This is a genomic window from Wenzhouxiangella sediminis (genome assembly GCF_003410055.1).
Classification (GTDB): domain Bacteria; phylum Pseudomonadota; class Gammaproteobacteria; order Xanthomonadales; family Wenzhouxiangellaceae; genus Wenzhouxiangella; species Wenzhouxiangella sediminis.
Window position 1 is genome coordinate 1 of the sequence record NZ_QUZK01000048.1, and the last position, 12980, is coordinate 12980.

At 65.6% G+C, this 12980-nt stretch carries 17 protein-coding genes; 5 read left to right on the plus strand and 12 right to left on the minus strand.

Translation table 11 applies throughout. The features are described 5' to 3' along the window. The first annotated feature begins 370 nt into the window (after positions 1-370). Entirely contained in the window at positions 371-667 is a 297-nt protein-coding gene (yhbY, locus tag DZC52_RS13350) for a ribosome assembly RNA-binding protein YhbY (RefSeq protein ID WP_116651655.1), read from the plus strand. Positions 668-679: 12 nt separating this feature from the next. Then, the gene (locus tag DZC52_RS13355) at positions 680-1051 is read left to right on the plus strand and encodes an Mth938-like domain-containing protein (protein ID WP_116651656.1); all 372 of its coding nucleotides are present in this window, start codon (positions 680-682) and stop codon (positions 1049-1051) included. Between the two features lie 16 nt (positions 1052-1067). On the opposite strand, the gene DZC52_RS13360 is transcribed toward DZC52_RS13355, so the two are convergent. The 3 genes from DZC52_RS13360 to DZC52_RS13370 are packed head-to-tail and all read right to left on the minus strand — an operon-like array spanning position 1068 to position 3366. Further along, entirely contained in the window at positions 1068-1931 is an 864-nt protein-coding gene (locus DZC52_RS13360) for an FkbM family methyltransferase (protein ID WP_116651657.1), read from the minus strand. Next, a complete protein-coding gene (locus DZC52_RS13365) occupies positions 1928-2566 on the minus strand; it encodes a glycosyltransferase family protein (RefSeq protein WP_116651658.1) in 639 nt (212 codons plus the stop codon). Before DZC52_RS13365 ends, DZC52_RS13360 begins: the two co-directional genes overlap by 4 nt. Then, the gene (locus tag DZC52_RS13370; RefSeq protein ID WP_116651659.1) at positions 2563-3366 is read right to left on the minus strand and encodes a glycosyltransferase family 2 protein; all 804 of its coding nucleotides are present in this window, start codon (positions 3364-3366) and stop codon (positions 2563-2565) included. The genes DZC52_RS13365 and DZC52_RS13370 overlap by 4 nt, the downstream gene beginning before the upstream one ends. A 17-nt stretch (positions 3367-3383) precedes the next feature. Here DZC52_RS13370 and DZC52_RS13375 point away from each other — a divergent pair, with 17 nt between their 5' ends. Then, positions 3384-4142: a glycosyltransferase family 2 protein gene (locus DZC52_RS13375; RefSeq protein WP_116651660.1), complete on the plus strand. Its 759-nt coding sequence runs from the start codon at positions 3384-3386 to the stop codon at positions 4140-4142. 20 nt (positions 4143-4162) lie between these two features. On the opposite strand, the gene DZC52_RS13380 is transcribed toward DZC52_RS13375, so the two are convergent. From DZC52_RS13380 to surE, 7 genes are all read right to left on the minus strand, one after another. Then, positions 4163-5008: a glycosyltransferase gene (locus DZC52_RS13380; RefSeq protein WP_116651661.1), complete on the minus strand. Its 846-nt coding sequence runs from the start codon at positions 5006-5008 to the stop codon at positions 4163-4165. Then, positions 5005-6249: a glycosyltransferase family 4 protein gene (locus DZC52_RS13385; RefSeq protein WP_116651662.1), complete on the minus strand. Its 1245-nt coding sequence runs from the start codon at positions 6247-6249 to the stop codon at positions 5005-5007. Before DZC52_RS13385 ends, DZC52_RS13380 begins: the two co-directional genes overlap by 4 nt. A gap of 18 nt (positions 6250-6267) precedes the next feature. Next, on the minus strand, positions 6268-7830 hold the full coding sequence (locus DZC52_RS13390; protein ID WP_116651663.1) for an Ig-like domain-containing protein: 1563 nt from the start codon (positions 7828-7830) through the stop codon (positions 6268-6270). Between the two features lie 90 nt (positions 7831-7920). Continuing rightward, positions 7921-8769, minus strand: coding sequence for a peptidoglycan DD-metalloendopeptidase family protein (locus DZC52_RS13395; RefSeq protein ID WP_147307709.1), 849 nt, complete (start codon positions 8767-8769; stop codon positions 7921-7923). Continuing rightward, positions 8757-9332 (minus strand): YqaA family protein, encoded by a 576-nt coding sequence (locus tag DZC52_RS13400; RefSeq protein WP_116651665.1) that lies wholly within the window; start codon positions 9330-9332, stop codon positions 8757-8759. The genes DZC52_RS13395 and DZC52_RS13400 overlap by 13 nt, the downstream gene beginning before the upstream one ends. Before the next feature lie 17 nt (positions 9333-9349). Next, the gene (locus DZC52_RS13405) at positions 9350-10009 is read right to left on the minus strand and encodes a protein-L-isoaspartate(D-aspartate) O-methyltransferase (RefSeq protein WP_425451399.1); all 660 of its coding nucleotides are present in this window, start codon (positions 10007-10009) and stop codon (positions 9350-9352) included. Further along, positions 10009-10791, minus strand: coding sequence for a 5'/3'-nucleotidase SurE (gene surE, locus DZC52_RS13410; RefSeq protein ID WP_116651667.1), 783 nt, complete (start codon positions 10789-10791; stop codon positions 10009-10011). The genes DZC52_RS13405 and surE overlap by 1 nt, the downstream gene beginning before the upstream one ends. Before the next feature lie 59 nt (positions 10792-10850). Here surE and DZC52_RS13415 point away from each other — a divergent pair, with 59 nt between their 5' ends. Both DZC52_RS13415 and DZC52_RS13420 read left to right on the plus strand, forming a co-directional pair. Continuing rightward, entirely contained in the window at positions 10851-11384 is a 534-nt protein-coding gene (locus DZC52_RS13415) for a Smr/MutS family protein (RefSeq protein WP_116651668.1), read from the plus strand. Next, positions 11381-11716 (plus strand): DUF3301 domain-containing protein, encoded by a 336-nt coding sequence (locus DZC52_RS13420; protein ID WP_116651669.1) that lies wholly within the window; start codon positions 11381-11383, stop codon positions 11714-11716. The genes DZC52_RS13415 and DZC52_RS13420 overlap by 4 nt, the downstream gene beginning before the upstream one ends. 200 nt (positions 11717-11916) lie before the next feature. On the opposite strand, the gene DZC52_RS13425 is transcribed toward DZC52_RS13420, so the two are convergent. Both DZC52_RS13425 and DZC52_RS13430 read right to left on the minus strand, forming a co-directional pair. Next, the gene (locus DZC52_RS13425) at positions 11917-12327 is read right to left on the minus strand and encodes a ClpXP protease specificity-enhancing factor (protein ID WP_116651670.1); all 411 of its coding nucleotides are present in this window, start codon (positions 12325-12327) and stop codon (positions 11917-11919) included. 3 nt (positions 12328-12330) lie between these two features. Beyond that, complete coding sequence (locus DZC52_RS13430) at positions 12331-12945, minus strand: glutathione S-transferase N-terminal domain-containing protein (RefSeq protein WP_245960830.1); 615 nt, start codon at positions 12943-12945, stop codon at positions 12331-12333. Positions 12946-12980: the final 35 nt, after the last annotated feature.

The following is a 12980-nucleotide window of genomic DNA, read 5'->3' on the forward strand; positions in this document are numbered from 1 at the left end:
TGGTTCGTTGGTTCGTTGGTTCGTTGGTTCGTTGGTTCGTTGGTTCGTTGGTTCGTTGGTTCGGCAATGGTAACCGCTTGGAAGCGCCGCACCGACGCCTGGCGTCGTCCCGGACCCCGATCCGGGACCTCCCGGCCGAAAGCGCCACTGGATGGAAGGCCCCGGATTGACGGGCACCAGTCCGTCATCCCGGCCGTAGCGAAGCGGAGAGCCGGGACCTCCCGACCGAAGGCGCCAACCGATGCAAGGCCCCGGCTCAAGGCCGGGGCGACGAAGTCGATTGTTTTCCTGAAACCTGAAACCTGAAACCTGAAACCTGAAACCTGAAACCAAGTTACCATTGCCCCCTCAAGACCAAGCAGCCCTACCCATGCCCCTGACCAACAGCCAGAAGAAGCATCTTCGCGGCCTCAGCCACGACCTGCACCCCGTCGTAATGGTGGCCGACAAGGGCCTGAGCGAGAACGTGCTCGCCGAAGTCGAGCAGGCGCTCGAGCACCATGAACTCATCAAGATCAAGCTCCGCGGCGATCGCGAGCAGCGCGACGCGTGGATCGAGCAGCTGGCATCCACGACCGGGGCAGAGCTGGTGCACCGGATCGGCCAGGTCGTTTGCCTGTACCGGCGCCACCCCGAAAAACCGAAGATCGAACTGCCGCGCAGGTAGCCCCTTCCCGCCATGGAACTGACCGAACACACGGCCGGCAACCATCACCAGATCCGCGGGGTCGAACCCGGGCGGGTTCTGGTTAGCGACCAGTGGTACGCGTCGAGCCTGGTCGTCGGCGCGCGCTACCTGGACAGCGACTGGCCGGTCACGAGCCTGGACGAGTTGGCGGGGCCTCGGATCGATTCCCTGGTCGAGATGCAGCCGGAACTGGTCATCGTGGGGGCCGGCCAGCACCAGCAGTTCCTGCCGCACGAAACCCAGCTGGCCTTCATCCGGCACGGCATCGGCATCGAATGCATGACGCTCGGCGCGGCGGCCCGCACCTTCAACGTCCTGATGAGCGAAAACCGGCGGGCGCTGGCCGCGCTGATTATCGGCTGACTGACGGCCAGGGGCCCTAACCGCCCTGCGATCCCCGCTGCAGCCACGTTTGCCGGGCTCCGGGCCCGAACACCACGAAAAGATTCTCGCTGGCGTCTTCCTCCCCGGCCTGCGCCATACGATCGGCAATGGCGCGCAGGCCCGACGCCAGTTCCTCCACTTCCAGCAGGCGGACCGCACGGCCCGAACGGGCGACAAGAAAGACACAGCCTCCCAACTGGTCGAGCCTGGCCGCGAACTGATCCACGGAGCAGCCTGCCTGGTGCAGCAGACCGGGTGCGAACTCCATCAGCAGGCACAGTCGCTCCCGATTGCGCTCGATCAGGCCCGTCATGCCGTCGAGAATTCGTGCCTCGCTGCCCTGGCAGTCCATCTTCACCAGGTCCAGGCCCGCGTGCCCCAGCTGGCTGTCCAGGCTGTCGTACCGGACCGCGACCGACGGTCGCCCGGCCACCGCATGCAGGCGCTGGTCGCCGGGATTGGTGGGGCTGCGGAACAGTCGCCCCTCGCCCTTGGCGTCCGCGATCGCCAGGCGCCGGACCTCGGCCTGGTCGCAGGCGTTGGCGAGCAGGTTGGCACACAGCAGCCGGAAATGCGCCGGATCGGGCTCGAAGGCGACCACGCGACCCTCCGGGCCGACGCATTGCGACATCAGGACGCTGAAATAGCCGACGTGGGCACCGAGGTCGACAACGCTCATTCCCGGGCGCAGGATGCGCTGCAGAAGCAAGGTCTCGGCCTCCTCCCAGAACCCCTGATCACGCAGGCAGGGTGCGAAACGCTCGTCGGCCCCGAATGCCACCAGCAGCCGGAACTCGGGCACACCGCCGGGGCGTACCGTCAACAACTGCAGATCGGACGGCTTCGGTGCGCCGCTCATACTTCGACCATCCCCAGGTGCCGCGTGACCAGGGTGGGATCGACATGGACCTCGAAACCGAGCTCGCGCAGCTCATGGCAGACCCAGTAATCCTCCGACAGGTACTCCTCGCCGACGACGCCGACGCGGAAGATGTCGTAGTGCACCGCGGCGCGCTGGTCCTCACCGCGAAGATTCGACGATCTCTGATAGACCCGCCCCTCGGAAATCGCCTTTTCGACCAGCGCATCCACCGCCTTGCGCGACAGCAGCAACGCGGCCGTTCCGACTCGCTGGACCCGGATCAGTCGCCCCGCTTCGCCGCAACTGCGGCCGAGATTGAACTTGCGGCTGCCGTCCGGGTTGCGCCCCTTGAGCGCGACGGCGGCCCCGATCACGTCGACATCGGAGGCCAGCATCTGCTGCAGGCCTTCGACCGGAAGGACGACATCGGCGTCCAGGAACAGCAGGTGGGAATGCTCGCGCCGGGCGTGAAATTCCGAAACAATGCTGTTCCTCGCCCGCGTGATCAGGCTTTCGTTGCCGACGGTCATCAGCGAGAAGGCCAGGCCGGCGTGCTGGTAGCGCAGCAACTGGTCGACCATGTTGCAGTGCATCATGCCGCCGTAGGCGGGTGTACCGATCAGGAAACTCATGATAGCGGCCGGTACTTGTCGCGGTGGCCGTTGAGCTGCCGCCTGATTTCCAAGAAACGATCCAGGCGTTCGTCGCTCATGGCCTGGTACTCTGACAGCAAGGTCAGGTTGCTGCGGTAGTGCGGCTGACCGCTGGTGCTCGATGGGCTGCGAGGGTGATGCAGATGAACCGCGGGGCGCAGGTCGAGCTGGGTGCCCGGAACTCGGGCACGCTCGAGCAGGTAGCTCATGGCGTCGTCTTCCCCGCCCCAGCCCAGGAAGCGTTCGTCCCAGCCGCCCATTCGATCATAGACGCCTTGCGTCATCATCACTGCCCCGCCGGCGAAGGGCGGGAACTCTCCTTTCGCCTCGCGATCGCTCGCCCGCTCCGCTGCCCGTTCCGGCACCCAGTCGAAATCGCCGTCGCGCACGCGGCGGCTTTCGGTCTCATCCAGGTCGAGAATGCGGACATAGGGCTTGACCACCGAGTAGCCGGCCGCCAGCAGCTCGACCGCGCCAGCCAGCGCCCGGCCAAGCACGATATCGGCATCGGTGAACATCAGCCAGGGGGAGCGCACCACGCGAACCCCCAGGTTCAGCCCCCAGCTTTTGTTGAACGGGCCCGGATTGTAGGCGAACAGATGCTGGGCCCGTGGATGGGGCAGGCTTCCCTCCAGTCGCGGGACCGCATCCTGCTCGACGACCACCACGATCAGCTCGGGGTGGCTGGCCAGGCTGCGCAGGAAGGCGTCGAGGTTGAGGCGACGCGCTTTGCCTTCGCCCTCCCGGTAGGTGAGAATGCAGGCCAACCGCTCTATCACGAGATTCTCCTGCCCGAATGATCAGCGCGCTGATGGTAACCCAGCCCGGCCGCACGAGCTCGGCCCTCGCGGCGATGGCCGACTTTGCCGCGCAGACACATCGCGATCGGGAACTCATCGTCGTCCACGACGCCGATGCCGCCTTCGGCGAGACCCTGAAAGCCGCGGCGGCGCGCCACGGCGATGCCGCGATCCGCATCGTCCGGACCCGGTCGAAGCAGACCCTCGGCGAGCTGCGCAACCAGAGTCTTGCCGAAGCCCACGGCGAATTCATTTGCCAGTGGGACGACGATGATCGCTACCATCCCGAAAGGCTGGCCATCCAGTGGCAGGCGCTGCGCGATGCGAGCGCCGATTTCTCCTTTCTCCAGCAGCAAATGCATTTCTTTGTCGATACCGGCGAGATGTTCCTGGTCGACTGGGACGGCGAGGCCTACCCGATGAACTTCATTCAGGGCAGCATGATGGCGCGACGATCGCGGGTGCCCGAGTACCCGTCGCTGCCGCGAGGCGAGGACACGCCGGTGGTGCGCGAAATCCTTCGCCGGGGCCACGCGATCGCTCGCGTCGCCGACAGCGCCTGGACCTACGTCTATACCTGCCACACGGCCAATGCCTGGTCGGTCGCTCACCACCGGGCGATCGCCCGGTCCAAGGCCGTCGGCCAGGCGCGACTTCTGCAGCTGCGCGCCGGGCTCGAAGCCCGCCTCGGGGCGTTCGATCCGCCCCTTCCGGCCTTCCGGCTCAGCCATCGGCCTGAGGGATTCATGGCATGATCGAAGATCTTCCCGAACCGTCACGCTCCCTCCTCCAGAAAAGGACGTGCCAGGCGCGCCAGCGTACTCTTACCCTTCAGAATCCAGCCCTCGTCGATCATTCCGGCGTGCACATCGCTCATGTCGCGGCGCGCGGCGTCCCACCAGAGGTGAGCCCAGAGGTGGATGCTGTACAGATCGGGACGGTCGCCATCGGAATCCTCGAGCAGGGTCGCCAAGCCTTCCGGCGTCGAGCCGTAGCGATAGAAATAGGCGCTCGGCAGCACGCGCAGCCAGTCGGAATGGCTTTGCCACAGTCGGCCGGCCTCGCGGCAGGAATGGCTGTCCCAGCGGCCGTCGAAGGCGGCCGCCATTCGCTCGCGCCAGGCCCGCGCGAAGGGATCGCCGGCGCGGGCCATCATCACCGCATTGCACAGTGAAGGCCGCAGGGGCTCTCCGGGCTGGAGCGGCGCATACTCCTCGCCAATGACGAAACGCCCGGCCAGCCATTCATCCGGGTAGGCGCGGACGAAGAGCGTGTCCATGTCCGCATAGATGCCGCCTTCGGACAGCAGGATATCCATTCTCAGGAAATCCGACTCGTGGGCGTAGTCGATGCCCAGCCGGCGGATCATCCGGCCTTCCTGGCTGTCGTCGTAGCGGCCCGGGTCGAAGCCCTCCGGGATCACGTCGATCTTGCGCAACTCGAGCCGCGGACGGATGCGGTCCCACCAGGGGCCGAACGGCTCGTGCCGGTAGTGGAACACGACCGCCTCGGGGCGATTGACCGCCAGGCAGGATGCCAGGCAGAGATAGTGCAGCAGGTGAAAGGGCTCGCGCTGTTCGCGCAACCCGAAGACGAAGTGAAAGACGCGCGGAATGCTCACGGTGCCGGCTCGGAGGCGGCGCGATCGGCCAGTGCGTGTTCGATCAGCTCGAGCCACTGCCCGGCAATGACCGGCTCGGCAAATCGTTCGACGATCTGCTCTCGAATGGCTCGGGCTTCCCGCTCGAACGGTGCGGGATCGCTGAAAACCGAGCGCATCCGCTCGACGGCCGCTTCCGTGTCGACGCTGGCCCAGCGCTGCGAAGGGAAATAGCTCGGCCTGTGCGGCGGCCACAGCGGCACCTGCGTCATCCGGAAGGGCAAGGCACCCGGCCACTCATCGCCGAGGAAGTCGGTCTGCCCTCCCCAGGCCGGCGCCAGGACGGGTGTCGCGCGGGTGGCGGCCTCGAAAGCGCCGAGCCCGAACCCTTCGCCGTGACTCACTGTGACGTAGACATCCCCGATCGCGTGGATCATGTCGAGCTCGGCCGAGTCGAGCTGGTCGGTGTTGAGAATGATGTTGGGTGGCTCTCGACCAAGCTCCCGACCAATCCCGGATACCACATCGGCAGCAAGCGTCTGTGTCTGCCTCTGCCGGAAATGAGGACCGGCATCCGTGCCCGCGGCATTGGTCTTGACCAGTAAGGTCACCGGACTCTCGGCCCGGAACGCGCGGGCAAACAGCTCGATCAGTTCCGGCAGGTCCTTGCGCGGGTCCCAGGTGGAGATGGTGTAGAACACGCGGTGGTCCTCCGGAATGCCGAGGTCGTCCCTAGCCTGGCGGATTTCCGTCGGCGTGTAGTCGTTCCAGGTGTGCCGCCGGATATGCGGCAACAGGGCGACCCGCTGCTGAGGTAGTGCTGCCTGGAAAACACGCCGGTTGAATTCGCTGGGCACGGCGATGGCGTCCGCCCGGGCCATCAGCGCACGCCAATGAGCCGGTGTACGGCTGGTCTCCCAGACCGTGCAGCCGATATTGAAGCTGTTGCTGCAAAACAGTCCGGGCCAGGACTCGGGCGGCGCATGGGCAATGACCACATCGGGGTCGATCGGGCGACGCGTTCGCTCGACCAGCGTCGCGACGTCGGCAAGCGCCGAACCCTTCGCGGTCAGCACCGGCCTCGGTTTGCCCTCGTGATCGTGCCATTGCCCGGGAATCAGGCGATCCGGCGTCCACTTCAGAGGAACCCACTCAACCGGCACGCCGGCATTGACCAGGGCGCGCACGTTGGCGACGGCGGCCTGGCCGTAACCGCTCAGGTCGCCGCCGCCGTAGTAGCGCACGCCATACGGCGCGATCATGGGGCCAACATCGATGGGCTAACGGAGTCTCCGGAACCCGAGCCAGCCCAGCAGGAGCGCGAGAAGGCCCAGGCCGCCCGCGCCGGGACCGGGCACGCTGTAGGCCAGCGCGAACCCGAGGCTGACCGATCCCTGCACCTGCGAACCGAAAGCGTCTTCGGCGGTGAACTGGAACTCGACCGTGCCGGTGAAACCCGGCGGGGCCACGAAGGTGTAGCTGCCGTGGGGGTTGACCGTCAGCGTGCCGATCGACGGCTCGGTCCAGCCGGTCACGGTCAAACCGCTGCCCTGGGCGTCGTCGAGCAGGTTGCCGCTGACTTCCTGCTCGGTGCTGCCCGTAACCACCGTGTCGACCACTACCGGAACGACGACGATGGCGACGTTTGCAGTCGGCGGAGCGCCTCGGAGCGCATCGGTGGCCGAGTAGCTGAATCCGTCCGACCCGCTGAAACCGGCATCGGGCGTGTAGGTGAATGCCCCATCGGGATCGAGCACGACATTGCCGTCGGCGGGCGGCGTTGCCAGGCTCGCGCTGAGCGAATCGCCGTTGGGATCGGAGTCGTTGTCGAATACATTGCCGCTCAGGGACTGGCCCGCGTTCACCTGGTAGCTGTCGTCGACCAGAACCGGCGGCAGGTTGAACACGTCGACTTCCACGCTGCCATCCACTTGCGACCCGTTGGTGTCTTCGATGGTGTAGGCGAAGGTGGCCAGGCCGAGAAAGCCCTGGTCGGGCGTGAAGCAGAGCGTGTCGTCGCCGCTGATCGATACCGTTCCATTCACCGGCTGGGTCACGTTGACCAGGCTCAGGCCGCTGCCCAGGTCGTTGCCGAGGACGTCGATGTTGCAGACCTGCTGACCACCCGGGGTGGATGCCGAATCGGTCACGGCCGTGGGCAGAACCAGGACATTGACCTCGGTGTTCCAATCACAACCTGTGTCGGGATCGGCAGTCAGATAAACGAAGGAATCGTTGCCGCTGAAACCGGGATCCGGCTGATAGGTGAACTGCCCGGTCTGGTTGACGACGCCGGGACTGGACTGGTTGACGGTGCCGAAGCCCGGTGCCAGGAAGTCGGTGACGTTGAGCTGATCGACCACATTGAGCGGATTGATCGGCATGGGATCGTTCGCCTGGACATCCTCAGTCAGAGTCTGGCCCGCTTGAACCTGGTAGGTATCGGTCTGGACCGGCGGCAATAGCGTGACCTGCAGTTCAGCAGTCACGTTGAGTCCGCTGTCGTCCTCCATTTCGTATTCGAACCGATCTGACGTCGCCGCGCAGCGTCCTTCATACAGGCGGCGGTAAGTCACATCCCCGGACGAGCGGAATACGTAGCCCGCATCCCGGACATCGAGACTGCTGATGGAGCGAAAGAACGGATTGACCGCGGTGTCGTTGTCGAACACGTTGCCGGCGGCCTGCCAGACATTTCGCTTGACGACTTCGAAGTTGTCGTCGACCGCTTCCGGCGGCGTCTGGGCATTCAGCGCGCTGCTCACGGCAACGCCGACCGCCGCACCGATGGGCGCGACCCTGGTGCCGCGCAGCTTGATGCGCGGCCTGCAGGACTTAGACATCAGACATCCTCCCTTTGGATACAGCGATGCTACCACCCCGCGTGAAACGGTTCCACAGCTCGTTCCACCTATGGCTCCGAACCGAAACCGCTATCGCCGCGGCAGGTAGTCCAGCGGATTGACGGGCTCACCGTCGCGGCGGATTTCGAAGTGCAGCATCTCTTCCTGGCGGTCATCGCGGCCCATCTCGGCAATCTTCTGTCCGCGCTGGACACGGTCGCCCTCCCCCACCATGCGCCGCCGATTGTGCCCGTAGGCTGACAAGAGCTTGTCGGAGTGCTTGATGATGATCAGCTCACCGTAGCCGATCAGCGCCGTGCCGCTGTAGACCACCTGGCCGGCACCCGCCGCGAAGACATCCTGCCCCTCCTTGCCGGCCACGCCGATGCCCTTGCGGGTATCCGAGGGGTCGAAGGAGCGCGCAAGACGACCCTGGGTGGGCCACTGCCAGGCCACGCCGGCCACCGTTCGAGTCTTGTCCGAAGCCGACGGTGCGGCCGCCCTGCTGGCCGCGGGCGTATCCGGCGTCGATTGCGGCGGCGTTTCGGGCGTCGGCTCGCTCACACTGACCGGCTCGGGGGATCGGGATCTGGATGGGTTCGAGGAACCGGACGGGCTCGTCGATGCCGACTGACGCGGGGGCGGATCCGGCGGTGCGGTCATGCGCAGCTCCTGGCCGGGACGAATCGTGTACGGCGCCTGGATGCTGTTCCAGCGCGCGACCTTGCGCCAGTCGAGACCGTAGCGAAAGGCAATCGAATACAGGGTATCGCCCCGCCGAACCTGATGGAAGGCCGGCGGACTCGCCACCACGCGCTTTTCGGGACGCGATTCGTGCTGGCGAGAACGCTCCGGACCGGGCTGCCAGGGAGCGCAGGCGGTCAACAACAGGACCGCCACGACGAGGGCAACCGCGCTTCGCGCGCCTACCAGAGCCACCACACCAGCCCCCCGAGGGCGGCTGCGGCGATCACCAGCCAGCCCAGCAGGTCGACCCAGTTTCGCAGTCTGTCGGCGGCGCGCTCCCCACCGGCCCAGATGACGCCGGCAACCAGATAGAAGCGTGCACCGCGGCCGATCACGGAGCCGAGGACGAAGCCGAGCATCGGCGTGCCCAGGGCCCCGCCGGCAATCGTGATGATCTTGAACGGAATGGGCGTGAAGCCGGCCAGCATGACGAACCAGACGCCGTAGGTCTCGAAAGCATCGACGGCGGAATGGTAGGCGTGAAGGTAGCCGACGCGCTCGATGAACGGCAGGATGGCCTCGATGGCCAGCCAGCCGATCAGGTAGCCGAACAGACCGCCGATGACTGAAGCGACCGTGGTCAGGAAAGCCAGCCGCCAGGCGGAATTCCGCTCGGCCAGGACCATGGGCGCGAGCATGACGTCGGGTGGAATCGGAAAGAACGTGGCCTCGGCGAAGCTCAGGCCGACCAGGTAGCGCCGGGCATGTCGGTGACGCGACCAGACCAGCACACGATCATAGAGACGCCGGAACATGGCTAGCGCATCCCTCGTCAGTCCAGGCCTTCAAGCAACGGCACGAACGTCACCGCTCCCAGTTCCTCACGCTCGAACCCCGTCTCCGTGCGCGTTATCCGCACCAATTGCTGATGCAGGCCGGCGTGTTCGGGTGCCACCAGCACACCGCCCACACCGAGCTGCTCACGCAGCTTGTCGGGAATCCGCCCTCCGGCCGTGACGACGATGGCGTCGAACGGCGCCTGGGACGGCCAACCCTCGAGACCATCGGCGTGGCGGGTGTAGACATTGTGCAGGCCCAGGCGGTGAAAGCGCTGCCGCGCGCTGCGCTGCAGCTCGCCGATCCGCTCGGTCGTGAAAACCTTGTCGGCCAACAGGGCCAGAATCGCGGCCTGGTAGCCCGAACCGGTGCCGATTTCGAGCACCTTGCCCAGCGGCTCGTCGCGCATCACCGCCTGGGTCATCATGGCAACGACGTAGGGCTGTGAGATCGTCTGGCCCCGCCCGATGGGCAGCGCGGTGTCCTCGTAGGCACGCGAGGACAGCGCCTCGTCGACGAACAGGTGACGCGGCGTGCTGCCGACGGCTTCGAGTACGCGTTCGTCGCGGATCCCCTTCTCGCGCAGGCGCCGCACCAACCGCTGGCGGGTCCCCTCCGACGTCATACCGATTCCGCTGTGCGCCTTCGAACTCATCATTGAGCTTGCCGATACCTTCCGCTGTTGAGTTCGTCGATCCAGTGGCTGACGTCGTCGAGCGCCTGGTAGCGCGTCAGGTCGACGTGAATCGGCGTGACCGAAACGTAGCGATTGCGCACGGCGTGGAAATCCGTGCCGGGACCGTTGTCTTCCTCGGTTCCGGCCGGACCGATCCAGAAGAACTGGCGGCCGCGCGGATCCTCGATCGGGATCACGTCTTCGGAGCGGTGGCGGTGCCCCAGGCGCGTGGTCTCGAAGCCCTTGATTTCTTCCCACGGGAGGTCGGGTACGTTGACGTTGAGAATGGTGTCGGCCGGCAGCGGCTTTTCCTTGAGCTGCGCCATCAACAGGCAGGCAGCCTCCGCGGCGGTTTCGTAATGATGCGGCTGGCCCTCGGAGTACACCAGGGAAACGGCCATCGCCGGCAGCCCCAGAAACCGGCCCTCCATGGCGGCCGCCACGGTGCCCGAGTAGAGCACGTCGTCGCCGAGGTTGGCACCGGCGTTGATCCCGGAGACCACCATGTCGGGCTCGTCGCCCAGCAGGCCGGTAATCGCGATGTGGACGCAGTCGGTCGGCGTGCCGTAGACCTTGAAAACGCCGTCACGGCGCTTTTCGACGCGAATCGGCTGGTCGAGGGTGAGCGAGTTGCTGGCACCCGAACGATCCCGGTCCGGCGCCACGACCGTAACCTGGTCGGAGTGCTCGACCAGTCGCTCGGACAACAGCCGGATGCCGGGCGCGTGCAGCCCGTCGTCGTTGGCAATCAGAATATGCATGCTTGAACCGGAAGGTCAAAGCCATAACTATAAACGAAGACCGCAGACGAGAAGCGACCATGAGCGAATCCGACAACGACCGAGACCTGTTTCGCTCTGCGGTCGGCCCCGTGAAGCGGATTCGAAGTGACCGCGACCAATCCAGGCCGGAACCACCCCCGCCCCGGCCAAGCCAGCGCGAACGCGACGAAGCGCGGGTCATGGAGGACCTGGCTCACGGCCCGATCGACTTTGCCAGCGTCGAAACCGGCGAGGAGATCAGCTACCTCCGTCCGGGGCTGCAGAAACGCGTGCTCACACGCCTCAGGCGCGGCCACTGGCGCGTCGAGGACGAACTGGACCTGCACCAGATGAACCTGGAAGCCGCCTCGGCGTCGATACGGCAATTTCTCCGCGAGGCCGAGCGTGACGGCATGAGCTGTGTGCGAATCATCCACGGCAAGGGACTCCGCTCCGGCCCGGGCGGCCCGCAGCTCAAGCGCCTGACCGCGAGGCTGCTGAGCCGGCACGATCGTGTTGCCGCCTTCGCTTCGGCCCCGCCCCACGACGGGGGCACGGGCGCGGTCTACGTCCTGCTCCGGGCCCGACGGTGACGGGGCTCGAAGGGCCGTTCGGGGCCCTGCTGCTGCTTGGCGCAGCCGTCGTTTTCTGGATCTCGGCCGTCAACGCCCGCGATCGCGCTCGCGAGCTCGCGCGACATTTCTGCAAACGTCAGGGATGGCAGTTGCTGGACCAGACGGTCGCACTGAGTTCGCTCAGACCGATTCGCACCAAGGAGGGCCTGCGCTGGCAGCGCCGCTACCGCTTCGACTTCAGCCCGGAGGGCACGGGGCGCCGCAGGGGAGAACTGACACTCACCGGCGGGCGGATGATCCGGGTCTGGGGAGAGCTGGAAGACGGCGGGCGGCTGATCGAGCCGGAATGAAGATTGAGGTTTCAGGGTTCAGGTTTCAGGTTTCAGTTCGGAATCTTCCGAGCGATGGTGGGCGGCTTTGCCGCGATTGCTCTGCGCCCAGTCAGGGTGATAGTTCCTTCCATCCTGAGATCTGGGTTCCGCTGCTAGCTGCCCCGCAAAGCTTGCCGCGGCCGTCCGACCCCTGAAACCTGAAACCTGAAACCTAACAGTTATTTGACGACCTTCAAATTAGGCTTCGACTTGCGATCCGGCTTTTCGCCTTCCGGGGAATCATCGCCTGAATCGTGCTCGGCCGTACCGTCCTCGTCCTCTTCGTCCACTGGAAACATCATGCCGCGGCCGTTTTCGCGGGCGTAGACGGCCTCGACCGCGCTGATCGGCACGGTCACGGCTCGCGAAACGCCGCCGAAGCGAGCGACGAAGGTGACCATTTCGCTGTCGATGAGCAGGTCCTTTACGGCGCTCGGCGAAATGTTGAGCACGACGCGGCCATCCTGGATGCTGGACTCCGGCACGTCCAGGCCGGGCTGGTCGGCGTCGACCAGAAGGTGCGGCGTCAGGCCGCTGTCGACGATCCACTCGTTTATGGCGCGGACCAGGTACGGTCGGCTCGAAATCATGGCCTACTCGCCCTCCCGCAGAATGCGCTCCGCTTCGGTCAGGCTGCGCTTGAATGAATCGCGGGCGAACATCCGCTCCATGTAACGCGTGATGTTGGGGGCCTTCTTGGCGGTCAGATCGACATCATAGGCCGGCAAGCGCCACAGGAGCGGAACCAACGCGCAATCGACCAACGACAGCTCGTCACTGAGCAGGAAGCTTCGTAGCCCGAACAGGTCATCGGAGGCGATGATGCTCTCGCGCATCTGCTTCTTGGCCGCCGCGACCTTCTTCTGGCCGCTGGACGTCTCGATGATCTTCGCTGGCTCGATCCAGTCCCGATTGATGCGGTACATCGCAAGCCGCAGATAGGCGCGCGACAAGGGATCGACCGGCATCAGCGGGGGGTGCGGGTAGCGTTCGTCCAGATACTCGGTGACCACCCAGGTCCCGTAGAGCTTGAGATCCTTGTCGACCAGGGTCGGCGTTTCCCCGTAGGGATTGAGCTCGGCCAGATCCGCCGAGGCCGCGCGATCCTGCTCGACGTGGATGATCTCCACGTTGATGCCCTTTTCCGCCAACACGAACCGGACCCGGTGACAGTCCAGGCAATTTTCCGATGAATACAGCGCCATCATAAGCCAGCTACTCCCTTGATTCGCGCGCCGCCAAG

Excerpts from the sequence above, each read along its gene's own strand:
- DZC52_RS13430 (WP_245960830.1), bottom strand. The coding sequence starts at position 12,945 with ATGATGGCGCTGTATTCATCGGAAAATTGCCTGGACTGTCACCGGGTC.
- DZC52_RS13415 (WP_116651668.1), top strand. The coding sequence starts at position 10,851 with ATGAGCGAATCCGACAACGACCGAGACCTGTTTCGCTCTGCGGTCGGC.
- DZC52_RS13400 (WP_116651665.1), bottom strand. The coding sequence starts at position 9,332 with ATGTTCCGGCGTCTCTATGATCGTGTGCTGGTCTGGTCGCGTCACCGA.
- DZC52_RS13355 (WP_116651656.1), top strand. The coding sequence starts at position 680 with ATGGAACTGACCGAACACACGGCCGGCAACCATCACCAGATCCGCGGG.
- DZC52_RS13425 (WP_116651670.1), bottom strand. The coding sequence starts at position 12,327 with ATGATTTCGAGCCGACCGTACCTGGTCCGCGCCATAAACGAGTGGATC.
- surE (WP_116651667.1), bottom strand. The coding sequence starts at position 10,791 with ATGCATATTCTGATTGCCAACGACGACGGGCTGCACGCGCCCGGCATC.
- yhbY (WP_116651655.1), top strand. The coding sequence starts at position 371 with ATGCCCCTGACCAACAGCCAGAAGAAGCATCTTCGCGGCCTCAGCCAC.
- DZC52_RS13375 (WP_116651660.1), top strand. The coding sequence starts at position 3,384 with ATGATCAGCGCGCTGATGGTAACCCAGCCCGGCCGCACGAGCTCGGCC.
- DZC52_RS13360 (WP_116651657.1), bottom strand. The coding sequence starts at position 1,931 with ATGAGCGGCGCACCGAAGCCGTCCGATCTGCAGTTGTTGACGGTACGC.
- DZC52_RS13405 (WP_425451399.1), bottom strand. The coding sequence starts at position 10,009 with ATGAGTTCGAAGGCGCACAGCGGAATCGGTATGACGTCGGAGGGGACC.
- DZC52_RS13385 (WP_116651662.1), bottom strand. The coding sequence starts at position 6,249 with ATGATCGCGCCGTATGGCGTGCGCTACTACGGCGGCGGCGACCTGAGC.
- DZC52_RS13390 (WP_116651663.1), bottom strand. The coding sequence starts at position 7,830 with ATGTCTAAGTCCTGCAGGCCGCGCATCAAGCTGCGCGGCACCAGGGTC.
- DZC52_RS13365 (WP_116651658.1), bottom strand. The coding sequence starts at position 2,566 with ATGAGTTTCCTGATCGGTACACCCGCCTACGGCGGCATGATGCACTGC.